Source organism: Streptomyces sp. NPDC044061, assembly GCF_056434305.1.
Map to the genome: position 1 here is coordinate 31,833 of NZ_JBWKFL010000038.1, position 24,483 is coordinate 56,315.

The following is a 24,483-nucleotide window of genomic DNA, read 5'->3' on the forward strand; positions in this document are numbered from 1 at the left end:
CCCTCCCCCCCCCCCCCCCCTCCCCCGCCCCCCCCCCCCCCCCCCCCTCCCCCGCCCCCCCCCCCCCCCCCCCCCCCCCCGCGGCAGTTTCAGCTTCAGCGGGCCGCAACCGAGGCGGGCGGCCTCGGCCTCGACGTAGCGGGGGAAGAGGGTGCGCAGGTCCTCGCTCGCCCCGTCCCCCTTGGCCTGTACGACGAATACCGTCTCGCCCGCCTGGCAACGGACCCGGAAGACGCCGAGGTTGGGGCCGAGTCCGCCGGAGCCGGCGGTGGAGCGCACCCGGTCGCCCTCGTATAGCGCCATTCTTGTGAAGATCCCGGCCAACCTCGGGTCCTCGACGGTCATCAGGCGCTGCTTCGGCTGTGAGCCGGTGATGTCCCGGTCGCAGGTGCGCACCGGGCCGAGTCCGTCGGTAATCATGGGGTACTGGTGCGGCTGGCGCTTCTTGCCCAGGGCCAGCCCCTTGATGCCGCAGAGCGCGTCGGGCTTCTCTGTGCGGGTGTAGCGGGCGGCCTTCGGCAGGCGTTCGACCGGATCGGCGATCGTGCCGGTGCAGCCCAGGTCCGCGCTGACCATGTTGACAAGCTTCACGACCATGCGGGCCATCCCGTCCCGCTCCTTGGTACGCGGCTCCATGTCGGTGATCCAGCTGCCCTGGGCGATGTCCACGACGGTCGGCCCGTCGAAGTCGCCGGGGCGCCCCAGGCAGCCGTCCGGGACGGCGAGCCAGGCGCGGTTGTCCGAGGCCATGCCCAGCAGGCCGCCGCCGAGCGGGGTGAGACGGGCGGAGAGGAACTCGTCGGCCCACTTGCCGTCGTCGCCAGTGCGGTCGTCCAGCCGGTGCACCCGGGCGGTGAGCGCCCATGCGTCGCCGTCGCTGTTCGTCAACTGGCAACTGCCGGTGGGGCCGTCCATGGACCGCCCACCGTGCAGCACGGGAGCCTCGACCGCCTTGACGTCCTCCGGCTTGCGGAACGTTGCGGAGAGGTCGGCGCGGGACAGGGCGCCCCAGCACACCTCGTCCGGCGCGAACGGCCCAGCCTGCGTCTGCCAGGCCATGCCGCCGGCGCCGAGCAGCATCCCGGCGAGACCCGCGGCCAGCAGCGGCCGGACCCGGCCGCGCAGCAGCCGGCGCCAGTGCCACCGGCGCAGGCGCCGTTCGCTGAGCAGTTCCCGCTCGGCGAGCAAGGGCTGCTCGTATCGGTTCGGCTCGTCCGCAGTGCTGCTCACCGGCCGGCTCCCTTGGGGGCGATGGGGGCGCAGCCCAGGCGGGCCGCGGCCGCGTTGGCGAAGACGGCGAGGTGGCCGGGGTCGGCGGAGACGCCCATCAAGAAGATGACGGGCCGGCCCGCGCAGTCGGCCCGTACCATCGCGTGCTCCCCGCCGAGGGTGCCCGTGCCGCGCCAGCCACGGGCCGCCGGCCGCTCGCCCGCGATGCCGTCGAACACCGCGGCCAGCCGGGGCTGCGCGACCATCGCCAGGTCCAGGTATGGCACGCCGTCGCGATCGCCACGAACACTGCACGTCTGCAGGTCGCGGGTGACCGCGCCGATCTGGTCCTCGATGTCCTCCATGTCGAGGCGCAGGCCGCGGATGCCGCAGACGTCGTCAGAGGTGCTGAAGACGCGCTCCGTCGTGCCCGGTAGGTCGTAGAGCGGCGAGCTGACCCGCAGCGGCTCGTGTGGCGCGCAACCGGCCGCCGCCATCCCGCGGTTGGCCGCCGCGACGAGCAGCACCGCCGCCTGTCGGGCGCCGCCCAGGTCGGCCGGATCGTTCTGGGTGTACGAGGGGCCGTTGGCGTACGTGCCGGACGCGTGCATGGTGACGACGGTCGGCCGGCCATCCCGCGTATCGCAGGACTTCGGGAGCACCAGCAGGCCACCGCGCCCGTTCACCGTGCCCGGCAGGCCGTCCGGGAGCGGGACCATGTCACCTCCCAGGAAACCGTCCTGGACCATCGCGAGCCGGGCCTCCGCGGCCTTGGGCACCGGGCCGTACTCGACGGACACCTTCTGGTCGGTGGTGACCTTGTCGCCGTCGTAACTGCTCTTGTAGTCGCTGGCGATGGCGACCTCACAGCTGCCGATCGGACGCTCGCGGGTAGGCGCCGTCTCCCTGCCGGTGCGTGACCCGTCGTCATCATCGCCGAAGGCCTCGTCGCCGAGGAAGTCCGGACCGCTGTCCTCTTCCCAGGCGCCCCAGCAGTAGCGATCCTTCGGCCACGGCCACGTGTCCGCCGCCCACGTACCGAGCCCGGTACCCGCAAGCACGAGCACCAGCGCGGATATCAGCAGCAACCGGCCGCGCGTGCTGTGCGGCAGCGCCTGGCGCAGCCAACCAGGCTCCGCGGGCGCCTCGTCCATCTCACTCACCCCGTGATCCCCTCCGGCGTAGGAGTGTATTCCCCGTCATCACTCAGGAGCAGCCCGCCCCGTCCATGGGGATCTTGCCGTTCAGCAGGTAGTCGTCCGCGGCGGGCGCAACGCGGCTGGGGTGGTCGTACGCGCCGTGATCCTGGCCCCTGTAGTCAGCTGCACCGTGGTCTTGCCGCCCAGTTGTTCCGTGGGCGCGGCCCCTCGTACGGGGTCTCTCCGGGACGCCGGGGGTAACACGCCGTGAAGCGTTGAAGGTCGCAGGCAGGCGTCATCTGTCTGGTAGTTCGTGTGCTGAGCCGGAGTGGGTTGACGGATGCGGCGTGGGCACAGGTAGCTCCGTTGCTGCCTGGTATTGATCGGCGTAGCGGCCGTGACGGGATCAGCGGCAGGTGATCGACGGGGTGCTGTTGCTGCGGCCGAACCCGGGCCGGACCGAGGCGAGGGCCGGCCAGTGCCCTAATCGTGTTGACCGCCCCCGGCAGGCAGTGCTGGAGTCGGCACGTGGACAGCATCCCCGCGAACCGGCGGCTCTGGAACCAGATCAGCAGCGCCTACCAGCACGAGCACGACCCGCAAATCGGCGCCACACCCCGGCTGTGGGGCATGTACTCCATCCCCGACGCCCACCTGCACGCCCTGGGCGACGTCACCGGCAAGCGCGTCCTCGAACTCGGCTGCGGCGCCGGCCAGTGGTCCAGGGCGCTCGCCGCCGAGGGCGCCACCGTGGTCGGGCTCGACCTCTCCGAAGCCCAACTCGCCGCAGCGGCCCGCGCGATGGGAGCGGCCCGCTACCCGCTGGTGCAAGGCGCCGCCGAACAACTCCCCTTCGCCGCCGACAGCTTCGACCTGGTGTTCTGCGACTTCGGTGGGCTCAGCTGGGCGCCCCCGCACCTGGCCGTCCCGCAGGCCGCACGCGTCTTGGGCCGAGGCGGGCGCCTGGTGTTCAACGTCGCCAGCCCATGGTTCGAAGCTTGCTACGACGAAGCCGCCAGCCGCGTGACCACGACGCTGCAGCAGGACTACTTCGGGCTGAACACCATCGCCGAAGGCGACGGCGCGACCAGCTATCAGCTCACCTACGGCGACTGGGTCAAGGTCCTGCGCGGCGCGGGTCTCATCATCGACGACCTCATCGAGCCGCGGCCCGAACTCGGAACACCCAACGGCTACAACGAAACCGATCCACCCGACTGGGCACACCGCTGGCCGGCGGAACTGCTCTGGGTAACCCACAAACCGTAAGTTCCGCCGCGCCGAGACGTGCAGGCATCCCCTCGCCGGGCAGGCCTAAGGTCTGTTGCGAAAGTGGATCTTGTTCGTTGATGATCACCTCTCGTGGGACGTGGTGATCTGACGAACGGCCAGTGGGCCCGGCTGGAGGCGTTGTTGCCGCAGGGCATCAAGCCGGGCCGTCCGCAGGTGTGGACGCGGCGGCAGCTGATAGACGGCATACGGTGGCGGACCCGGACCGGTGCCCCGTGGCGGGACGTGCCCGATCGGTATGGCCCGTGGGACAGGGTCTATGACCTGTTCCGACGCTGGCAGCGGGACGGAACCTGGGCCCGGATCCTCACCCGGCTCCAGGCAGAAGCGGACGCGAAGGGCCTGATCACCTGGGAGGTGAACGTCGACTCGACCGTCTGCCGGGCCCACCAGCACGCCGCCGGGGCGGCGAAAAGGGGGACCTCCAGAAGGAGCCGCCCGGCGGAGTCGCCCTCGAGCCGGCCGACCACGGACTCGGACGCTCCCGGGGCGGTCTGACCAGCAAGATCCACCTCGCCGTCGAGCAGGGGCAGAAGCCACTGTCGGTGGTGATCACGGCTGGTCACAGGGGTGACTCCCCGCAGTTCGAGCCGGTTCTGGAAGCGATCCGAGTCCCCAGGCTTGGACAGGGCAGGCCGCGAGGGCGCCCGGACCGGGTGCGGGCCGACAAGGCGTACGACTCCCGCCGCAACCGCTCATACCCGCGCAGACGCGGGATCAAGGCCACCATTCCGGTCCCGGCGGACCGTGTCCGCAACCGGCTCAAGCGCGGCTCGCGCGGCGGGCGTCCACCGAAGTTCGACAAGGACGACTACAAGCAGCGGCACGCAGCACGCATGCGGACGGTCGCAGCGGCTGGTGACCCACCAACGCACTGGGGAGTGCACATCAGGGCGAAGAGGTGGCGCCGTTAAGGTGCGTCGTATGAGCGGCGCCCCCTTGGCCTGTCGGCCCGCTGAGCCGGCGGGGCCGCTGTACCGAGCGGCCGCAGCAGCAAGAGCCGTACCGGCCCGGCCGTCACAGAACCGGCACCCCAGACGGCATCGAGCATGCCCGTGCACTGGACCGACCACCGTGAAGCGCCCGGGGTGCCGATGGTGCGTAAGTGTGAATATCCTCCGTCTCTCGGACCAACCCGTTGGCGCCGCATCGCTCACGGCGCTACTGCGCGCCACATTTGCTCTCCTATGCAGTCTCAGAGAAAAGGGGGCAGTGGTGCCCGCATCATTCATCCGCCGCCGGGGGGTCATCAAGGCCACCCTGGCCCTGACGGCCACGCTCGGTCTTCTGTCTGCGACCGAGGCACGCGGGGTGGAAACCCGGCCGGAGCTCAGGGCCAAGACTGTGACTCCCGTCCAGGCGTACGGCAAGGTACGGGTCTGCGGAACGTTTCTGTGTTCCGAATCCGGCCAGCCGGTCCAGCTTCGGGGAATGAGTTCGCACGGAATCCAGTGGTACGCCCATTGTCTGACCGGCCGCGCCCTGGACACCCTCGCCTACGACTGGAAGGCCGGCGTTCTGCGTATCGCGACGTACGTACGAGAGGGCGGATACGAGAGCAACCCGAGGAAGTTCACCGACCTGGTCCACCGTCTGATCGAGCAGGCGAGCGCCCGGGGCATGTATGTCATCGTCGACTGGCACACGATCCATCCGGGCGATCCCCACGCGGACCTGGACAAAGCCAAGACGTTCTTCCGGGAGATCGCACAACGGCACAGGAACCGGTCAAATGTGATCTACGAGATCGCGAACGAGCCCAACCAGGTGCGCTGGTCGGTCATCAAGAGGTACGCCGAACAGATCATCCCGGTGATCCGCTCTCAGGCTCCCGACAGCGTGATCCTCGTCCCGACACCTGACTTCTCCACCTTCAGCGCTCCCTCGCAGTCCATGGAGCGAACGGTGGTCGAAAGTCCGGTGCACGCCAGCAACATCATGTACACCTTCCACTTCTACGCCGGGGCAGCGGATCAGAGGGAGAGGTCCATGGGAATCCTGGACCGTGCCTCAGCGAAACTACCGGTTTTCGTCACTGAGTGGGGTCTCCCGTCGTGGACGGGCTACGGAAGTGACCTTCCCAGGTCGCAGAGGTGGGTAGACCTGATGGCGCGGAGGAGGATCGGCTGGACGAACTGGAGCTTCTCCGACAACAACAAGGAACTCGCGGTCTTCAAGGAGGGCACCTGCAAGGCCGGCACGTTCTCCTCCAGCGGGGCTCTCACACGGAGCGGCGCCTGGATCCGGCAACGCATCAGATCTTGAGATTCTCCGCCGGCTGCATCGACTTCTGCTGCGCCGTGACCGAACAGGGCGCTCCGCTGCTCCTCGGTGGCACGAGGACACGGCCCACGATCACGGCGTAGAACAGGCCGGAGGCCAGCACCAGGACGAAGTGCGGCGGGTACAGGGTGACCATGCGCCAGATCGCGGCGCCCACCCACACGACGGCCGTAGCGCTGTTCCAGACCCAGACACCGAGCCAGAAACGCCGGATCCCTTTCCGGCCCGCGACTGGCGAGCCGGTGGGCCGCCAGGGCTGGCACGTGCCGAAGACAGCGTCCCAGATGGCGAACGCGTGGGCCCATCCGTACATCAGGCGCACGGCCCAGGCTTCGAGCCGATACGGGGACCTGTGCCACCAGGGGAAGATCAGCACCGAGTAGATGATGCTGGGAAGAATCAGCGGAGTGTACTGGAGCTTGAGCTTCTCCGGCGTGCACAACAACAGGACGATCGGCAGCAGCGGTGCCGCAAAGGTGAACAGCGCCGTGTGGATGTAGTAGAGGAAGCCGGATACATAGCAGAGCCGGGTGCTGGGCCTGAGCTTGGTGCTCCAGAACTTCCTGCTGCTCAGCAGATTCATGGAACCCGAGCACCACCGGTATTGCTGGTGGAAAAACGCACTCACGCTGTCAGGGCAGTTGCCGGTGGCGAGCGGGATGGGTACGTAGCGCAGGTCCCAGCCCAGTCGCCGCAGATCGAACCCCGTGTGCACGTCCTCCGAGTGTTCGATCAGAGTGGTGCCGCCGTTGGCCTCGAGCGCCGCCCGCCGGTACACGGCGCAGCTGCCCACGCAGATGGCACCGCCGTAGCGCTGCCGGGAAACCTGGACGGCCCGGTAGAACAGCTCCTGGACGGCACCCGCACCCCGCTCGACCCATGTCTGTCGCCGGACCACGCGGAAGTACTGCGGTGACTGGACGATCCCGATCTTGGGATCGTGATCCATGTACGGCAGCAGCTCCTCCAGCAGATCGGCCCGGGGTGCAAAATCGGCGTCAAGAATGAGGATGTACTCCTCGTCGGTGACGTTCAGGCCGTAGTGCAGGTTGCCGGACTTCTTGAACCAGCCGCGGTTGGGCCGACTCAGGTAGACGATGCCGAATTCCTCCGCCATGCCGACGAGTTCCGGGTCGGCCGAATCGTCGAGGACGTAGGCGGTGGCCGCACCTGGATATCGGTTGATGAGCCGACGAACATGCGTCCAGGTGTTCCGCAGAACATCGACGGGTTCTCCGCAGACTGGCAGGAATACGGCGACCGTCGGGTACACCCTCGGATTCCAGTCCTGGACGAGCCGGTGGTGGGCCTTCAGATCAAAGTCGGCCGTGAACACGGACACACGCAGTGAGGTGAGGTAGTAGACGACGGTGAACCCCAGGAACGGCAGCAGAAGGGTCAACCACGCCGACGACAGGATCAGCATGGACTGACTGAGAACGAGGCAGCTCAAGCTGATGAGCGAGGCGGTCACGATCACCCAGTGGTGCCGTCTGACATAGGAGTACTTCTCGTGGTCGTTCGGCGGCTCGGGGAGAACGCATGGGGAAGACCCGGCGACCACCTGAGAAATCTCTGTCGACCGGGTCGCCCCCACCCTGGGATCAGGAGAATCGACGCTCATACTGTGTCCCTTCTACGAGGTGGTGTGATCAACCGCAGGTAAGGTCAACAGAAGATCCCTGGTAGCGCCTCAAGAAACTCCGGGGGCAGCCCCACATCCACTCGGACGGCCCGACTCTGTCTGGGCCGCGGCAACAATCCGTCGGAAACCGTCAGGAATGCCCCTGGGCCTACTCAGGTTGGACTCGTAGTCACCCGGTTACTCGATCTTCGGCACGTCCGTGATCAGCCCGGTCTCGGCGAGGCAGCCGTCGATCAGCTCGGGGCGGTATTGGATCTTCTTGAGCTTGCGCTTGAGATGCGGGTGAGGCTGTTGAGGCCGGCTGCGACGAAGTTGGCGATCGACCTCGTCGTAATCCGCCAGACATGCAGCTTGTAGAGCATGCGGGATTGACCGTCCCTCTCGTCCTGGCGGGTGCGTGCGGCCACGGCCGCCGGCACCTGGACAACATCCGCCGCCTGCGAGCCAAGTCGTCCCCCTGGCCGGCGTCCGGCAGCGGCGAGGCGATCGCCCGCAGCACCATGGCCTTGGCCAGGTCGGGCTTGGTGGCGAAGGTCCGCTGGCCCACGGCTCGCCACCCCGGCCATGCCCGGAAAGACCTACCGGCCGTCCTCGGCGAGCGCCACCAGCGTCACCGGTACGTCCAGCACGTTCGCCACCAGCTGCGCGAACCGGTCCGTCCCCGCATCCGCCGACGCCGACAAACCGGCTCCTGCCCAGCGCGGCCAACCTGCCGGCAAAAGCCGCCCGCTACCGCCAGACCCTTCCCCCGTCCCGCCGCCCAAGAGAGCACCTGACTGACCACACAGGCAGCCCGACAGCAACACAAACCCCCGCTACACCCCGGCAGTCGCATTCCCGCCGGGCTCGACAGCACCACCAGAGCGACCCGCACCGACGTGGTCGAGAGTGCCTCCCCTACACCGACGGCCGGCCCAGGCTGTCCCTCACGGGCTCAGGGCCGGAGCACGATCTTGCCGTGGGTGTGCTGCTGTTCCAGCTCGCGGAAAGCGTCCCGCACCTGTTCCAGCGGGTAGGTGCGGGCGATCGGCACCTCCAACTGCCCGCACGCGGCAACCCGGGCCAGCTCGCCGAGCACGACCGCGGACGCCGCCGCCCCTTCTCCATAGGTCCGCGCGCCGACCTCGGCCGCCGCCTGCCAGTCGCGGATCGTGTTGATCCGCTCAGGCCGCACACCCAACTCCACTGCCAGTGCCACGTAACCGTCACCGAAGGTGTCGATGAACGCATCGACCCTGCCGCCGGACGCCTGACGGATCCGCTCGGCCACACCTGGCCCGTACTCGACCGGGTGAACACCGCGATCCTTCAACCACGCGTGGTTCCGCTCGCTCGCCAGCCCGATCACCGTGGCACCGCGCCGCCGCGCGAGCTGCACGGCAAGCGACCCGACGCCGCCCGCCGCACCGGAGACGACGACCCTGTCGCCCGGGCCGGCATCCACACCGAACACGGTGGCATAGGCGGTCGTGCCGGCCACGTACAACGCCCCGGCCACGTCCCAGGCCAACCCCGCCGGACGAAAGACCAGATGCACGTCGTCGACCACGACGAACTGCGCATGGCTGGCCCGCCTGTGAGTGAAGCCCAACACCTCATCACCCACCGCGAATCCCCGCACGCGCGGGCCGGCCTCCACCACGACACCGGCCAGATCGCTGCCCTGCCCGGAGGGAAACACCGCCGGCCAGCGATCGTGCAGCGCACCCGTGCGGATGTGCGCCTCGCCGGGCTGGATCCCGGCCGCGCGGACCTCGACCAGCACCTGCCCAGCACCCGGCACCGGCCGCTGAACCTCCTCCACCCGCAGCACATCGATCCCGCCGTACTCGTGAAACCGCACCGCCCGCATCGCGTGATCACCGCACTCTCTCGTCCGGACAAGGCTCGGCACGCCGCGAGCCACAGGGCCGACACCGACCGTGCCACCCTGTTCAAAGATCAAACGCGCATCCGTATTCCCCACAACACCACCGACAGCGACACCATCCACACCCTGGACTCACCCGCGGCCCGACCCAAACCGCGCAACGCGGACCACAGGGCATCGACACAGAGAGCACCGGCCACCTCGACATCACGGTCGCCGACCACCGCGAACGGCCCCTGCTGCGCAGCGGGGAGCAAGACGGCTGCCCATCTGAAGGTCGTGGACCACGCCTGCTGCCACCAGGAGGACGCCAGCGAGTCGGCCTGAGCTAGGCCGGGCGGCGGCCTGGACGGTCGTCATGCATGCTCGCCAGCTAGAGCGTGTCTCTTTGGCAGGTCTGGCAGTTGATCAGATGTGTGCGTAAGGCAGTGCTGCACAGATCACCCCACCGGCGGTAAGTACGAGTCCGATCCACGCTTCCATGACGTGCCTTCGTAGATCATGCCAAGAGTCGAATAGCCAGCTTCCTGCGGATTCGACAGCGCTATAACACTGGCGTCTTCCTGCTTGAAGTTCCTCGAACTCTGCGCAGCTCCCGTACTCGGTAGCGATCCTCGAAGGCCGCGAGCCCGAGCCTGCGGTCGACGGCCCCGACTCTCACGCGCACTGGTGGGGTTGAGTACATCCCCACTATCCGGCAGCAGGAGGCAGTTACCGGCCGGGCCGCTCCCCCGCCCACCACCGAGGCGAGCCGCAATGGCGGGCCTCGCGTGACCACCGGCGCTGTCGCTTATGGTCCGCGCCGGTCACTGATCACACCCGTCCGAGGGGTGTGATAGCCCCGTCCGGTAAGCCTGCCGCTGCGCCGGGATGCTTTCAGGCAACCTCCCATGACAAAAGAGCAAGACGGCCACGGGTACCAATCCCGTCCGCAATGACGCAGGAGGACGCGATGTTTACGCGAACAACTAGAGGCGTGCGCCTTCGGTGGAGGACGGGCGCGGCAGCCGCGATGACTGCGGGGACGGTCTGCCTGGTTCAGGCAGGACCGGCCGCGGCCGCCCACGATCACACCGTGGTGAATTGCAACGGCGACCCCAACGCCCTGCAGCCCGCGATCGCCAACGCCCCCTCAGGCGCGACACTGCGGGTGAAAGGCGTCTGCTTCGGCAACTTCACCATCGACAAGAACCTGACCTTGGTCGGGCTCGAAGGCGCCGTCCTCGACGGCCATGACACAGGCACCACCGTGACAATCACCGGAGCCTTCCGAGTCAGTCTCAACAGCCTGACGATCATCCACGGCAGAGCCACAACCCGTGGTGGCGGCATCTTCAACGACGGCGGCACAGTGACGCTGATCCACTCCACAGTGCGCAACAACACCGTCACCGGCGCTTTCGGCGGCGGGGGCGGCATCGGAAATGATCACGCCACCATGACGTTGAACGATTCGACGGTGCGCAACAACACGGCTCCTGGCACCTTCGGCTTCGGAGGCGGCTTCGACAACGAAAACAGCAGCACTGTGACCTTGAACCGTTCCACGGTTAGCAACAACAGCGCGACCGAAATCGGCGGCGGCTTCGAAAACGGCCCCCATACGACGCTGACGCTGCACTACTCCACGGTAAGCGACAACAGTTCTGGTGAAGTTGGTGGCATCGACACCTCTGTCCCCACCAACTTGACGCTGGACAATTCGACGGTAAGTAAGAACTCCTCAGAGACAGACTCCGGAGCCATCCTTATTACGCCCGGTACAACAGCTACGCTGTACCGCTCCCGAGTCCTCGACAACACAGCAGGGACCGATGGCGCCGGCATCTTCAACCGCGGCACTACGACGCTGAATGAGTCCACGGTGAGCCGTAACATCGCAGGGCGAAACGGCGGAGGAATCTACAATGACAGCCCCGGCAACCTGACATTGCGTAGTTCCACGGTTGAGCAGAACACCGCCTATAACGATGGAGGCGGTATCTACAGTCTGGGCGCCGCAACACTGCGCGATTCCAAAGTGCGCCGCAACCACCCGAACAACTGTGCCCCGGCTCCGATCCCGGGCTGTAAGGGGTAGTCGTTCGACAACCAGATCCCCCCGCAGGCGCGCCGGTTGAGGCATCGCTGACATCCACGTCTGACATCAACTGGTCTAGATGTCGGCACATTGGGGCGGCCCGGCCCGGAATCCACACTGCCGGTACAACATCGCTATAAGGCGTGAGGAGTGAGGACGGATCGATTGTTCCTGAACGAGCTACGATTCGATCCAGATGCGTCTACGAGCTGGATCGACCCGCAAGTCCGATGGTGGCGCCAGTGCGATCATGAAGGGTCCGATCAGCGCTCCGGCACCGGGCAGGCCCTGTTCGAGCGCCCGGATCCGCTCACCGGTGAAGGCGGTGTGAACCTCGCCGGGAGGCGACAGGGCCTGCCGGTTGGCGGCACAGGCGGTGAGCAGGTACGTACCCGAGATGCGTGCCTGCTCCGCCATCGCCACCGCGCCGCCCGCACCGCCCCTGCCGCTGGTAAGGGCCTGCCCGCTGTAGCAGCAGTCCAGGAACCACCATCCGGTTGACGTTCCTGCCCGCGCCCAGTACCTCACGGCGGACGCTCGCGAAATCGACCGACGAATAGGGGCGTTCGGGGTCGGACAAGGGCAGGGCCAGCAGCAGCCCGTCGACCTCCGGGCCCACTAGGTGTATTGATCACGAGCGTTGTTAACAGGGCCGGGTCTTGATCATGGCGAAGACCTCCGGTGTGGTGGAGGTGTCTAAGCTGCACCGCACACGGAGGTCTTCGTGTCCCACCGTAATGCCCGCCTGACCGTTCACGGCAGACGGATCCTGGTCGAACGCGTCCTGTCCGGCCGTCCCGTCGCGCATGTGGCGGCCGAGATGGGCATATCGCGGCCCACCGCCCACAAGTGGATCCGCCGCTGGCGGGCCGAGGGCGAGGCCGGTCTGCACGACCGCTCCAGCAGACCCCGAACCACACCCCACCGCACACCGCCCGCGGTCGAGACCCGGGTCTGCCGTCTGCGGACCGACCGCAAGCTCGGCCCAGCCCGCATCGGACCGGTTCTGGGCCTGCCTGCTTCGACCGTGCACCGCATCCTGGCCCGCCATGGTCTCAACCGCCTGGCCTGGCTGGATCGGCCCACCGGAGCGGTCATCCGCCACTACGAACGGGCCCGGCCGGGCGAACTCGTCCACGTCGACATCAAAAAGCTCGGCACCATCCCCGACGGCGGCGGCCACAAGGTCATGGACCGCCGCCAGGCGATGGACAACAAACTCGCCGCCACCGACCGCCGCCGCAGCTGCAAGCCGGTGATCGGCTACTCGTTCGTCCACTCCGCCGTCCACGACCACTCCCGCCTGGCCTACAGCGAGGTCCTCACCGACGAGCGCAAGGAAACCGCCGCCGGCTTCTGGCAGCGGGCGAACGTCTTCTTCGCCGCCCACGGCATCACCGTCGAACGGGTCCTGACCGACAACGGGTCCTGCTACAAGTCCAGGCTGTTCACCCAGACGCTGGCCACGGCCGGCATCACCCACAAGAGGACCCGGCCCTACCGTCCGCAAACCAACGGCAAAGTCGAACGCTTCAACCGCACCCTGCTGGACGAGTGGGCCTACCAGCGGCCCTACCAAACGAACGACGAGCGGACCCAGGCCCTGGCAGACTTCCTCCACACCTACAACCACCACCGCTGCCACACCGCACTGGGCGGACACCCGCCCATCAGCCGCGTCAACAACGCTGCGGGTCAATACAACTAGGCCGTGGCCAGCGTAGTAGACGAGGAATGTGTGGTGGCCCGCTGCACCGCGGTGCGCACGGCATCGAGAAGCACTGCGGGAGAGGACGGATCGGAGACGCGGATGCAATGCTCCGGTGGAAGGCCCCAGACGGTCGGGTCCTGCAGCAGTTGTCCGGGGTCTGCGAGATTCCCGACCACCGCCGACGGGTCTTCCAGGGTCGGGTCCACGCATGTCAACGAGCCTATGAGGACGGCGTACGAACCCTGGGGGTCGGCCAGTTCCATCGGACCTCTCCGGCTGCTCCGCTCCCTGCGGCGGAGTCGGATGAAGGATCGACGGCAAGGACGTCCAGCAGCTGCCGCACCGCATCCTGCGAGCCGCCCTCCACCGTTACGGACAGTCCGTCGGACGCCCTGGGTGAAGGTGAAGGCCGCGCGGCTGCGGCGCGCCGTGCGCCACCCTGCGTACGCCAGAACGAGGTTGGCCGCCGCGACGGAATGGGTGAGCACGACATTGATGACGTCCAGCCCGCCGCTCATGGCACCCGACACAGGCTGCGACACAAGCCGGACCTCGCCCGAAAGCGCCTCCTCGTTCTGCAGCCACCGGAAGAGGTCCCCGCAGGTCCGCGCTCTCCTCGGTATCGATCACCCCGATGGTCAACTGCATGCCCTGCGTCCTCCGTCCCCCAGCACAGCCCGTGCCGTCCGGCACCATTGCGGACGGCATGCTGCTCCTCGCCAAACCTCGCACACACCTCTCCGGCGCGGAGCGGGTTCACCCAGGGTCTGTCGGTCGAACGGCGCTTGAGTCGGTCTTCCCGCGCAGGGTCTGGCAGCAAGAACGCCAGTCCGCCACCATGGCCACGCAGGTGCGCGTCCGGGCTAACCCCGTCTCCTATGTGGTGAGGCGGATGAGCCGCTTGTAGCAGCAGATGGCAGCGGCCAAGCCGAGGAAGGCAAGGTAGTTGCGGGGATTGCGCTCGCATCGGGGGCTGAGTCGACGGTAGCCAGACACCAGGAGACGGTCCGTTCGATGACCTAGCGGCGTTGCCTCAATCGTTCGCTGGAATCGATTGCCTTTGTGGGCGATGCCTCCTCCGATGCGCTTCCAGCGAAGTCATCTGCGCAGGTCGGGACGGTCATAGGCTTTGTCCGCGTGTAAGCGCTGGGGCTTGAAGTACCGGCCATGGTGAGGGTCGTGTCTTCGGCCGGTGGGCGACGGCGAAGACCGCACGGGTTGCTCAACTCGTCCGTACGGCCCCATGTAAGGGAGTCCTACGGACACGAGCCGATCACGGCGCTTAGCGTCTGCCGCGGCGATCATCAGCGCCGCGGCGGTCCCGTATGTCCGTGCCAGGGCATGGATCGCTGCCTTCATCCGGAGCACGCCAACGCACCTCGGTGTGGTGCACTGCAGGAGGTCTGCATGTCGGGAATCACGGGTCGGGGGGCATCGGAGCAGGGAAGCACGAAGCGAAGTCGCCGGGGCACGGCTGCGTGGTGGGTGTTGGTGCGGACCTGGGTGGCGGGACTTGCGGTCCTGGCCGGCATCGCCGTTCCGCTCGCCGTGCCCACGCCCGCCGTCGCGCAGACGGGCACCCTCAGCTACGTCACCAACTTCGGCTCGGACAGCGTGTCGGTGATCGACACCGCCACCAACACCATCATCGCCACCGTCCCCGTCGGCGACGGCCCCTTCGACGTGGCGGTCACCCCGGCCGGCACCCGCGCCTACGTCGCCAACAACAACTCGGACAACGTGTCCGTGATCGACACCACCACCAACACCGTCACCACCACCGTCCCCGTCGGCGACAGCCCGCGCGGCGTGGCGATCACCCCCGACGGCACCCGCGCCTACGTCGCCAACCTCGGCTCCGACAACGTGTCCGTGATCGACACCGCCACCAACACCGTCATCGCCACCGTCCCCCTCGGCACCTCCCCCACCGGCGTGGCGATCACCCCGGACGGCACCCGCGCCTACGTCACCGACAACGCCCAGTCCAATGTGCGAGTGATCGACACCGCCACCAACACCGTCATCGGGAACCCCATCCCCGTCGGCCTCAGCCCGAACGAGGTGGAGATCACCCCCAACGGCGCCCGCGCCTACGTCGCCAACGCCGGCTCCGACAACGTGTCCGTGATCGACACCACCACCAACACCGTCACCACCACCGTCCCCGTCGGGGACGTCCCCGTGGGCGTGGCGATCGGGACCCTCGCCGCGGAGCGCACCCCGACCACCCTGACCCTCAAGGTGCAGAAGAAGTGGACGCGGAAGGACTCCCCGGGTGCTGGCGGCAAGGACGGCGTCATCCTGAAAGCCACGCTGACCGCAGAGGGCCGGCCACTGGCAGGCAAGGAGATCGAGTTCACCACCGACTCCACCGCGCTGTGCACCGACACGACCAACAGCAGGGGCAAGGCCACCTGCAAGGTGCCCGGCAAGCAGCCCAAAGAGATCTGCTACACCGCCGCCTTCGCCGGTGACGACGCCTACGAGCCCTCCACCGCCACCGTCTGCAAGAGCAAGGACCGCAAGGACGACCCCTGGTCAGAACTACCCGACCCGAGCGACGTCCATGACGACGTCCACGACCTCATGCAAGACACCATGACCTCGGCAGGCCTGCCCGGCTGAGACAACCGGACCAGTCCAGGACGCGCTTGACGCCGAAGGAGCCCCCTTCCGCCCCCCGTAGGCCGGTGCGGGGGCGCGGTCTCTACGGTGCTGCGAAGGTCGAGAGGGACAATGCAAGGCTGATCACTCCGACCAGAGCGGCCGCGGATGGGAGCGGCCATTGGGCCCGCTCGAGGGCGCCGAGCCTCGGGCGCGCACGAATCGCTGCTGAGTTGGAGTCGGTCTTCGCGCGGGTGGCGGGCCGGTTCGGGCCGGCGGACCCTGGGTGGCGGATGCGGGACTATGTCCGCGGGCTGCTGGCGCCGGTGGGCCGCGAGAACGGCTGGCGACTGGCCGAGTACGCAGGCCGGGCTGCAGCACCTGCTGAACGGTGCCCGCTGGGACGCCGATGCCGTTCGAGACGACCTGCGGGAGTACGTCGGCCAACGGCTGGGTCCGGACGGAGTGCTGATCTTCGATGACACCGGGTTCATCAAGAAGGGTGCCACGTCGGCCGGGGTGTCGAGGCAGTACACTGGCACGTTCGGAAAGACCGGCAACTGCCGGATCGGTGTCTTCACAACGTACGCCACCGTCCGCGGACGAGCCTTGGTCGACCGCGAGCTCCACCTGCCCATGTGCTGGACCAGGGATCGGGAGCCGTGTCGGGCAGCGAAGATTCCCGACGGGCGCACCTTCGCGACCAAAGGCGAGCTAGTCAAGGGCTTGGTCCGCCGCTGCATCGCCGCAGACCCGCCCGCCGCATGGGTGACCGCCGATGAGGCTTATGGACAGGACTGGTCCTTCTGCCGCCTGCTCGCGCAGCTCGACGTCGGTTACGTCGTGGTGGTGCCGAAGTCCCAGCAGATCAAGTCCCTGGCCGGCATCTGGCGCATCGACCAGCTCATCGACGAAGCACCCGGCGACGCCCGACAGACCCTGTCCTGCGGCGACGGGGCCCCCGCGCGTCTACGACTGGGCCGCGGCCAAACTGCCCGCCAACATCGTCTTCGACCCAGACCCACCCGCCCAACACCGCTGGGTGATGGCTCGGCGTAGCCTCTCCGACCCCGGCGAGCTCGCCTACTACCTCGTCTACGCACCGGTCGGCGTCGAGATCGCCGAACTGGCCCGCGTCGCCGGCTCACGCTGGGCCATCGAGGAGTCCTGCCAGGCCGCGAAGAACCAGCGCGGCCTGGACGAATACGAAGTCCGACGCAACGTGGGCTGGTATCGCCACATCACCCTGGCCATGCTCGCCCACGCCGTCCTCGCCGCCCAGGCCCAGGACACCGCAAAGGGGGCGGCTGAAACGACACCACCAGCCTCACCCCCCCACCGTGGCAGAGATCCGGCATCTGCTGGACACTCTCCTGCCCCACCCCAGACCCCACCAGAACCGACGACTGCACGCACTGAACTGGTCCCACTGGCGCACACACCACCAAGCCATCGCCCGCCGCTGCCACTACCGAAGAAGAACCAGCTCGGGACACAAATTCTGACTGGAGTACGAACTGGCGGGCCCTCGCCGTCACCTCGGTCGCCGCGAGCACATGAGCGACACCGTCCAAGCCGTCGCCTGCTGTCTCATCAGTAGATCACCGACCTGGCATCGGCACGGCAATGTGAACACCGAGTCCCACCGAAGTCCCCGACGTCTCACCGCCTATTGTGCACGAGCTCATTAGCACTCTGTTTGCCCGATCCCTGACATTGTCATATAGTGGCAATAAGTGATCTTTCGCGCCTCGCAAAGCCGCCTCGCATCACGGAGGTACGGCTAAGAGGATCCGTGATCTCCTATGCGTATACGTGTCAATTAGAGGAAGCGCGCAGCGGGATTTCATCCCTTACCCGCAGGCATAGTTATCACGTTTCGGCAATACCTTCTCCTGGGTCGAGGATTCCGGAAATTCCCGGTCCTCGATCCGACACCTCGATGCGCCATGTGGGCATGGCTTCTGATCAACGAGTTAGAGGGGTGTCCGAAAATGAGAATGAGCCTGACCGAGCTGCGCGCGCTCGCCACACAGGCAGGGTTCGCCGGCAATGACATCAAAATCGCGGCGGCCGTCGCCATGGCAGAATCCAAAGGCGACCCAGGCATCGTCGGAGACCAGGGTCTGGTCGACCACAAATGGGGGCCATCCATTGGTCTCTTCCAGATACGGTCCCTCAAGCACCCGGGGCAGTTCTCCCCACCGGACAGGCTCAGGGTTGAGGGAAAGCTCAAGGACCCGCTCTACAACGCCAAGACGGCAAAGGCGATCAAGGACGCACACAACTGGAACCAATGGTCCACGTTCGTGAGCGGGGCCTACAAGCAGTACATGGATGGCGGGTCCGCCGGCCCCACCAGCTTCGAGCCGTTCCCTGGTGCGTCGTTCTTCCACACCGGACGCAAATCGCCGATCATCGCCGCAATGCACCATCGGCTCGTCACCGAAGGCTGCAACCGGTACCAGTCGAACGCCAACGCCGACGTATGGGCCCCGGCGATGTGAAGTCCTACGCCGTCTGGCAGCGAAAGCTCGGCTTCGAAGGTGACAATGCCAACGGCATCCCCGGCAAGACCAGTTGGGACGAGCTGCAGGTCCCCAACGTCTAAAAGCTGAGGCCATAGCGTCGCAGAAGCGACTGGAGGAGCTATACACCACCGTGCCCAGCGCCATGCGGGCAGATTCGGGGCAGGCAACGATGCATCCTGCGGGCGGATACGATGGTCAGGTCGTACTCAGAGCTTCACCGAATCAATATCTTCGAGAAACGGTTCCAGTACCTTTCTCTCCACGGGGAAGTCGGAAGATTGACCTTCGGATTCGATCGCTACATCCAGCAGTTCTACGCCTCGCCACAGTGGCGACAGATTCGAAAGCAGAGCATCGTTCTTGACAATGGATGTGATCTTGGTGTGGACGGCTGCGAGCGACCGTATCTACATCCACCACATGAATCGGATGACGGTTGATGACATCCCCACTGGTGACGCGAGGCTTCTTGGTCCTGAGTACCACTGGCGACACAAATTTGTGGACCTGAAAGGACGGCGTCATGCCTGCGAAGAACTTCGACGACGAGGACGTGAAGGCGGCTCTCGAGAGGACAGACGCCGGCGACGGACCTGGCACCGACAACCTGGATGACCTTCCGGAGAGCGACTTCGTCGCCTTCGCCGAGGACGGCGTCGAGAACGAAGCGGAGGCCCCCAAGTGACCGCCACCATCGCTTACGACCGTACGGTCTCGAACCTCATCGACGAGCTGAGTGCGACGGGCCACGTCACCCACAAGTCCTACAAGAAGACGTCGGTCACGCTGCACCACAACGGCGGCCGGCTTTCGCACCAGGGCGTGCTCAACCTCTGGAAGACGCGTCCGGCTTCGGCCCACTTCGACGTGGACGCCGCCGGTGCCGTCGCTCAGTACGTCAGGGTGAACGAGTACGCCTGGGCCGTCGGCGACATGGCCGGCAACCAGAGCTCGATCAGCATCGAAATGGCGAACGCAACGCTCGCGCCGGGCTGGACGGTAGCCGAAGCCACCTGGAAGAACGCCGCACGTCTCGCTGGCTGGCACTTCGCCAAGGTGATCGGCGAACGCCCCAGCAAGAGCAACCTCTTCTACCACCACCACTGGTCCTCGACCGCCTGCGCCGGCCCGTACATGGAAAAGATCTACGACAAGGTCCTCGCGGCGGCTCAGGAGGCGTACGACCACTTCAAGGATTCACACCCCGTCCCCGGGCCGGATACCGAGCCGTTCCCTGGTGCGTCGTTCTTCCACACCGGGCGGAAATCGCCGATCATCGCCGCAATGCACCATCGGCTCGTCACCGAAGGCTGCAACCGGTACCAGTCGAACGCCAACGCCGACGTATGGGGCCCGGGCGATGTGAAGTCCTACGCCGCCTGGCAGCGAAAGCTCGGCTTCGAAGGTGACAATGCCAACGGCATCCCGGGCAAGACCAGTTGGGACGAGCTGCAGGTGCCCAACGTCTGACCGTCCTCGCTGATGGCTTTACCGACCAGGAGTTTGGGAGGCACCGGGTCTCTTGCCGGATGGACGAGCGTGGCCAGGAGCCGGTCGACGAACACCAGCGGGTGCTTCGCACCGGCGCCCACGGCTCGCTTCCGCGGCCGGGAGGCCAGCCTGGCCTGATGCCGTTCCTGCCACAATGGGCCTACTGCGCACACGAGTTCAGCGATCACATCGGCCGACAGGCCCGTGATCGGCTGATCGCTGGTGATTGCCGCACGGTTCGCGTTCCCCACCACGCCACCATGATCGACGATCAAGAGCTCATCGCGCTTCGCCGCCAACCATGCACGAGCTCGTTAGACCCAAGAGAAGTGTGCCGCTTGTTGTGATTGAGCCACTCCAAATGGGCACATCCCCCCAATCAACCATCACGATGGCATGGTAAGTGCATGCTCCGCACCCGCCGCAGACGGCGTGATGCCATTGCTAGAGGTGAGAGCCGGGGGGCGACGATCCGACGCGGAGTCGGGGCCATACCCGGGATGAGTGCCATAACCAGAGTGCCTTCCACCTCCCGTCTGTCGAATGCACGTCGAAGTCGCCGGACGTGCGAACTTAGCTGCCAGAAGCCACCAGTTCAGAGGTAGTCCGGCGCGCTGCGCCGACGCGCGCCCACTGGTGGACAGGGCCAGGGCCGTGAGTCGATCACCGCACAGCCCGGCCACGGTCAAGGCAATGTCCTCCGAGGGTCATGTCGGCCAAGGAGCCGCACCGCTCGATCCAGGCCGCGAGTCTCAATTCCCTTCCGCCGCCAGTACCGAAGTCGGGTCGCATACCCCCGGGCAGGTTTATCCGCGGGAACGGTCCAATCCGACACAACGTAGGTACCGCCGCCGCGGAGGACCGCAAGGGCCGCGTCCGAGTGCCGGACCGTCTTCTTCACGTCCTGCTCCAGCCCGTACCGGTTGTTCACGGCCATCGCGGCGTGCGCAGTGATGGCCGTCTGCACGGCCTCGGAAGCCTCGTGCCAGCGGCTCCACTGGGCGTCGTACTCGTCACCGGTGAGGCCCGCGAGCTTCGCAGGTTCCTGCTCTGCGGATCGTTCCAGCTTGATCAACTCATCGGGGGCCTCTGCCACGACGACGAACCCTAAGCGGCACGTACGGCGCCTCGGCGACCGGGCCTGCGACCAATCGGGGAGAGCCGCGCGCCGGCTTCCCTGGAAGGTATGGCTCATCACCTGGACGCTGCCGGAGCCCATCCTCGCCGCCCCTGTGTCCGACCCGGTCCTGCCACAGAGCTGGGCGGCAGAGCCGAAGTTATGGACGGGGTTTGAGATTGTCCCTTGTCCACGACGAAAACAGGGTCGGATCCCCCAACATGAGGGACCCGGTCCCATACATGCGTTCAGTTCTGGCAAACGCACGCCGATGCGGTCCTGGCCTCCGACAAAGTGAGGCTGGGGCCGACGGAGGTCTCGTCTGACGCGTCTACGCCGCAGCAGGGACGACCGCTGGCCGTCACTCGGTGTGCAAGACACGGGCAATGGGCTGCCGGGCCGCTGCACGCGCCGGCAGCACCGCGCCCAGTGCCGCGATCGCCACCCCGGCCAGCACCAGCAACGACATCACCCATGGGTGCCACACGTCCAACATCCGAGCAGGGAAGGTGAGTTGGGCCGCGTGCTCGGTGATCGGGATCACCACGTGGTACGCCGCGACTCCGAGTGGCAGGCCCAGGATCCCGCCGACCAGCCCAAGGCCGGCCATGGACACCACCATCATCACCGTGACCTGGCGTGGCGTCATGCCGATGGACTTGAGCATCCCGAGGTCGCGCTGGCGGTCCCGTGAGTTGAGTACGACCGTGTTGAACACGCCCATCGCTGCGACCAACGTGAGCATCAGGGTCAGCGCGGAGGCGGAGCTGATGACGGTCACGGCGTCCGCGTTCAGCATGGTGTTTTTTGTCGGGTAGAGCCCCGGGTCTGCGGCTTGTACGGCCTTCGTGTAGGCGTTGAAGTCGGCGCCGCGAGTGAGGCGCACCCAGTACTGGTTGGCCTGCGCGTCCGGTGCCAAAGCGGTCACCGTCAACCAGTCCGCGCGCATCCAGTCCTCCGGGCCGGCCAAAATCTCCCCGACAAGGGTCACGCGCTCCTGGCGGCCGTCCGCCACGGCCAGGGTGAAGGAGTCTCCGATCCGCAGCCCCTGCTTGGCGAGGAATCTGCCGGAGGCCACCACTTCGCCGGGTCTGCTCATCCAGCGGCCCCGCGCCAGGCCGTCCGGAAAAGTAGATCGTCCCCCGCGCACGCCCTCGATCGCCACTCCTTCGCTCCGGCCGAGGATCCGTACGTTGATGAAGCCCACTGCGGCCACGTCTGCGACATGCGGCAGACCAAGCAGGAGATTCTGTGTCGCGGCGTCGTTGTGATGCGCGGCGGTCTGATCGAACTTGGTCTGTCCTCGCCAGACGGTCGACTGTGCCTTGCCGTAGTCCTGTTCCGCGTGGCCGTAGGAGACCATGGTGGCCGACAGGCCGGTGGCGAAGGTCACCGTGGCCACGCCGAGCAGGACCGAGGCGACGGTGAGCAGCGCCCGTCCGGGCCGGGCGAAGGGTAGGCCCAGGCCGAGGGTCACCGAGCGCGGCAGCCGGACCGCGCTCAGCCACCGCTGTACGGCCGGTCGCCGTCCACCGTGCGGTGCGCTGCCCGCGCTGATGGCGCGTGCCGCAGAGAGCCGGTGTGCGGGCAGGGCCGGGATCAGCGCGGCCAGCAGTACCGTCAGGGGCATGCCGAGTGCGGCGGTCGCGTACGCCCAGGAGCCAATCGTCGGGTGCACGGTCGCGGTGCCGAGCTTTGCGCCCTGGAAGACCTGGTGCAGCAGCAACGGCGCGACCACCCCGCCCAGGGCCATGCCGACCAGCGCGCCAGCCGTGGCGGGGACGCAGACCATCACCAGGTAGACCGCGACGACCTGATTGGGCGTGAAGCCCAGGGACTTGAGGACACCGATGTGACGGATGCCGGAGACGACGGCGCCGCTGACCACGTTGCCCACGATCAGGACGGCCACCAGCAGGCCGAGGATCCCGAAGGCCACGAGGAACGGCACGAAGGCGTTGGGATTGGCCGCGACCTGCGCCTTCAAGGTCAGGTACGACTGGTGGGCGACCAGCGATCCGGACGGCAGACCGGCGCTCACCGCCAAGAGGTTCTCACTGATCTCGCGGGCTGTCGCGGCCCGGTCGAACTGGTAGAGCATCTGGTATGTCGTGGGGTGCAGGACCGTGATCTGCTGTGGAGAGACCCATGCCTGCGCGGTGCCGCTCACACTGGAGGCGAGGCCCACCACGGTCAGGGGCCGCTGCCCGGGCAGTTTGATCCGCTTGCCGAGCGGCGAGTGCGGCCCGTTGCCCATCCCGGGCGCGTCCGGCAACGCCAGCACGATCTGGCCCGGGCCGGTGGCCCAGTGCCCGGCGAACAGGTCCAGTCGGTCGACGTCGCCACCGGGGTCCGCCCGCCCGACGAGTGTCAGGGGGCCGGGCGCCATCCCGGGCAGCTGGGACGCCGCGCTTTCCGGCATGTCGATCACGGCTTGCGAAAACGGCCCGGCCGTGGCCCGTACGCCCGGACGTGCCGCAGACCGCTCCAGTTGCGCGCCGGAGACCTTCGTCGCGTCGAACGTGGCGACGACGTGCGCGCCGTGCGCCTGGCCGAAGATCCGGTCGAAGGAACCGGACGCGACGTCGAGCAGTCCGAGGGCGACCACGAGGGCCGTGCTGGAGACGAGGACCACCACCGCGATCACGGAGGTCTGGAGCCGGCGGCGGCGCACGGCCGCGCGGGAGGCCCGCCACACCGCGCTCATGCCGACCGCTCCAGGGTCCGCTCGCCGGTGATCCGGCCGTCCGCCATCATCACCAGGCGGCCGGCACAGCGGGTGGCCAGCGTCTGGTCGTGCGTCACCAGCAGCAGGGTCTGGCCGAGTTCGTTGAGGTCGATGAGCAGGTCCATCACCTGCTCGCCCGCGTGGCTGTCCAGCGCGCCGGTGGGTTCGTCCGCGAGCAGCAGCGCGGGCCGGTTCATCAGCGCACGGGCCACCGCCGCGCGCTGGCGTTCGCCGCCGCTGAGCGCGGCGGGGTAGACGTTCCTGCGGTCGGCGATGCCGAGTTCGTCCAGGAGTTCCAGTGCCCGGCGCCGGGCCTGCCGGGTGGGCGTTCCGGTGAGCTGTGCGGCCAGGGCGACGTTGTCGATCGTGGGCAGGTCATCGATGAGGTTAAAGAACTGGAAGATCATGCCGATCCGGCGGCGCCGGAAGAGCGCCAGCCCGGTCTCGTTCATCGCGCCGAGGTCCTCGCCGTGCACGCGCACCTGGCCGGCGCTCGGCCGGTCGAGGCCGGCGATCATGTTGAGCAGGGTGGACTTGCCGCAGCCGGACGGCCCCATCACCGCCACCGCCTCCCCGGCGCCGATCTCCAGCGACACCCCGTTCAGGGCGACGGTGTCGCCGTACTCCTTGCGAAGGTCGCTCACCCGGACGATGTCCTGCTCGTCCACGGCGGCCGGACCGGCCTCCGCAGTCGTGTCGCTGATGTCTTCGGTGGTCATGGCTCGGACGGTAGGCGGGAAGGGCAGTCCCAAGCGTCAGCCCCCGGAGGTATCCCGCGGCGG

19 protein-coding genes and 3 pseudogenes are annotated in these 24,483 nt (G+C 67.3%); 11 read left to right on the top strand and 11 right to left on the bottom strand.

Annotated elements, in window-relative coordinates; translation table 11 throughout:
• Both AC07CM_RS39840 and AC07CM_RS39845 read right to left on the bottom strand, forming a co-directional pair.
• Positions 1–1,230 (bottom strand): hypothetical protein (locus tag AC07CM_RS39840; protein WP_478881422.1); only part of this gene is annotated, 1,230 nt, incomplete at its 3' end.
• Positions 1,227–2,363 (bottom strand): hypothetical protein, encoded by a 1,137-nt coding sequence (locus tag AC07CM_RS39845; protein WP_478881456.1) that lies wholly within the window; start codon positions 2,361–2,363, stop codon positions 1,227–1,229. The genes AC07CM_RS39845 and AC07CM_RS39840, both read right to left, overlap by 4 nt.
• A gap of 513 nt (positions 2,364–2,876) precedes the next feature.
• On the opposite strand from AC07CM_RS39845, the gene AC07CM_RS39850 reads away from it, so the two are divergent.
• From AC07CM_RS39850 to AC07CM_RS39865, 4 genes are all read left to right on the top strand, one after another.
• Positions 2,877–3,617 carry a class I SAM-dependent methyltransferase gene (locus tag AC07CM_RS39850; RefSeq protein WP_478881423.1) on the top strand — a complete coding sequence of 247 codons (741 nt, stop codon included), beginning with the start codon at positions 2,877–2,879 and terminating at the stop codon, positions 3,615–3,617.
• Between the two features lie 93 nt (positions 3,618–3,710).
• Positions 3,711–4,136 carry an IS5 family transposase gene (locus tag AC07CM_RS39855; protein WP_478881424.1) on the top strand — a complete coding sequence of 142 codons (426 nt, stop codon included), beginning with the start codon at positions 3,711–3,713 and terminating at the stop codon, positions 4,134–4,136.
• Positions 4,137–4,144: 8 nt separating this feature from the next.
• A complete protein-coding gene (locus AC07CM_RS39860) occupies positions 4,145–4,552 on the top strand; it encodes a transposase (protein WP_478881457.1) in 408 nt (135 codons plus the stop codon).
• Positions 4,553–4,745: 193 nt separating this feature from the next.
• Positions 4,746–5,903, top strand: a complete 1,158-nt coding sequence (locus AC07CM_RS39865; RefSeq protein ID WP_478881425.1) for a glycoside hydrolase family 5 protein — start codon at positions 4,746–4,748, stop codon at positions 5,901–5,903.
• Here the strand turns inward: AC07CM_RS39865 and AC07CM_RS39870 are convergent.
• Entirely contained in the window at positions 5,893–7,347 is a 1,455-nt protein-coding gene (locus AC07CM_RS39870; RefSeq protein WP_478881426.1) for a glycosyltransferase family 2 protein, read from the bottom strand. The two genes, AC07CM_RS39865 and AC07CM_RS39870, sit on opposite strands and share 11 nt — an antisense overlap.
• A gap of 1,153 nt (positions 7,348–8,500) precedes the next feature.
• On the bottom strand, positions 8,501–9,418 hold the full coding sequence (locus AC07CM_RS39875) for an NADP-dependent oxidoreductase (protein ID WP_478881458.1): 918 nt from the start codon (positions 9,416–9,418) through the stop codon (positions 8,501–8,503).
• A 952-nt stretch (positions 9,419–10,370) separates the two neighbouring features.
• Here AC07CM_RS39875 and AC07CM_RS39880 point away from each other — a divergent pair.
• Positions 10,371–11,516 (top strand): right-handed parallel beta-helix repeat-containing protein, encoded by a 1,146-nt coding sequence (locus AC07CM_RS39880; protein WP_478881427.1) that lies wholly within the window; start codon positions 10,371–10,373, stop codon positions 11,514–11,516.
• A gap of 180 nt (positions 11,517–11,696) precedes the next feature.
• On the opposite strand, the gene AC07CM_RS39885 is transcribed toward AC07CM_RS39880, so the two are convergent.
• Positions 11,697–11,939 (bottom strand): hypothetical protein, encoded by a 243-nt coding sequence (locus AC07CM_RS39885; RefSeq protein ID WP_478881428.1) that lies wholly within the window; start codon positions 11,937–11,939, stop codon positions 11,697–11,699.
• Positions 11,940–12,240: 301 nt separating this feature from the next.
• On the opposite strand from AC07CM_RS39885, the gene AC07CM_RS39890 reads away from it, so the two are divergent.
• Positions 12,241–13,224 carry an IS481 family transposase gene (locus tag AC07CM_RS39890; protein ID WP_478881429.1) on the top strand — a complete coding sequence of 328 codons (984 nt, stop codon included), beginning with the start codon at positions 12,241–12,243 and terminating at the stop codon, positions 13,222–13,224.
• Here AC07CM_RS39890 and AC07CM_RS39895 read toward each other — a convergent pair.
• From AC07CM_RS39895 to AC07CM_RS39905, 3 genes and pseudogenes are all read right to left on the bottom strand, one after another.
• Complete coding sequence (locus AC07CM_RS39895) at positions 13,221–13,490, bottom strand: hypothetical protein (protein ID WP_478881430.1); 270 nt, start codon at positions 13,488–13,490, stop codon at positions 13,221–13,223. The genes AC07CM_RS39890 and AC07CM_RS39895 overlap by 4 nt on opposite strands.
• A 123-nt stretch (positions 13,491–13,613) precedes the next feature.
• A pseudogene (locus AC07CM_RS39900) lies at positions 13,614–13,850 on the bottom strand (effector-associated constant component EACC1); the annotation flags it as partial.
• A gap of 253 nt (positions 13,851–14,103) precedes the next feature.
• A pseudogene (locus tag AC07CM_RS39905) lies at positions 14,104–14,412 on the bottom strand (transposase); the annotation flags it as partial.
• Between the two features lie 318 nt (positions 14,413–14,730).
• On the opposite strand from AC07CM_RS39905, the gene AC07CM_RS39910 reads away from it, so the two are divergent.
• The 5 genes and pseudogenes from AC07CM_RS39910 to AC07CM_RS39930 all read left to right on the top strand — a co-directional run bounded on the left by AC07CM_RS39910 (position 14,731) and on the right by AC07CM_RS39930 (position 19,835).
• Positions 14,731–15,855 carry a YncE family protein gene (locus tag AC07CM_RS39910; protein WP_478881431.1) on the top strand — a complete coding sequence of 375 codons (1,125 nt, stop codon included), beginning with the start codon at positions 14,731–14,733 and terminating at the stop codon, positions 15,853–15,855.
• Positions 15,856–16,055: 200 nt separating this feature from the next.
• Positions 16,056–17,253: pseudogene (locus AC07CM_RS39915) on the top strand (IS701 family transposase).
• A 581-nt stretch (positions 17,254–17,834) separates the two neighbouring features.
• Positions 17,835–18,341, top strand: coding sequence for a peptidoglycan-binding protein (locus AC07CM_RS39920; RefSeq protein ID WP_478881432.1), 507 nt, complete (start codon positions 17,835–17,837; stop codon positions 18,339–18,341).
• 547 nt (positions 18,342–18,888) lie between these two features.
• Entirely contained in the window at positions 18,889–19,050 is a 162-nt protein-coding gene (locus AC07CM_RS39925) for a hypothetical protein (RefSeq protein ID WP_478881433.1), read from the top strand.
• Positions 19,047–19,835, top strand: a complete 789-nt coding sequence (locus tag AC07CM_RS39930) for a peptidoglycan-binding protein (RefSeq protein WP_478881434.1) — start codon at positions 19,047–19,049, stop codon at positions 19,833–19,835. The genes AC07CM_RS39925 and AC07CM_RS39930 overlap by 4 nt, the downstream gene beginning before the upstream one ends.
• A 706-nt stretch (positions 19,836–20,541) precedes the next feature.
• On the opposite strand, the gene AC07CM_RS39935 is transcribed toward AC07CM_RS39930, so the two are convergent.
• The 3 genes from AC07CM_RS39935 to AC07CM_RS39945 form a co-directional block, all read right to left on the bottom strand.
• Positions 20,542–20,952 (bottom strand): hypothetical protein, encoded by a 411-nt coding sequence (locus AC07CM_RS39935; protein WP_478881435.1) that lies wholly within the window; start codon positions 20,950–20,952, stop codon positions 20,542–20,544.
• Positions 20,953–21,334: 382 nt separating this feature from the next.
• Positions 21,335–23,680, bottom strand: a complete 2,346-nt coding sequence (locus tag AC07CM_RS39940) for an ABC transporter permease (RefSeq protein WP_478881436.1) — start codon at positions 23,678–23,680, stop codon at positions 21,335–21,337.
• Positions 23,677–24,420 (bottom strand): ABC transporter ATP-binding protein, encoded by a 744-nt coding sequence (locus tag AC07CM_RS39945; RefSeq protein WP_478881437.1) that lies wholly within the window; start codon positions 24,418–24,420, stop codon positions 23,677–23,679. Before AC07CM_RS39945 ends, AC07CM_RS39940 begins: the two co-directional genes overlap by 4 nt.
• Positions 24,421–24,483: the final 63 nt, after the last annotated feature.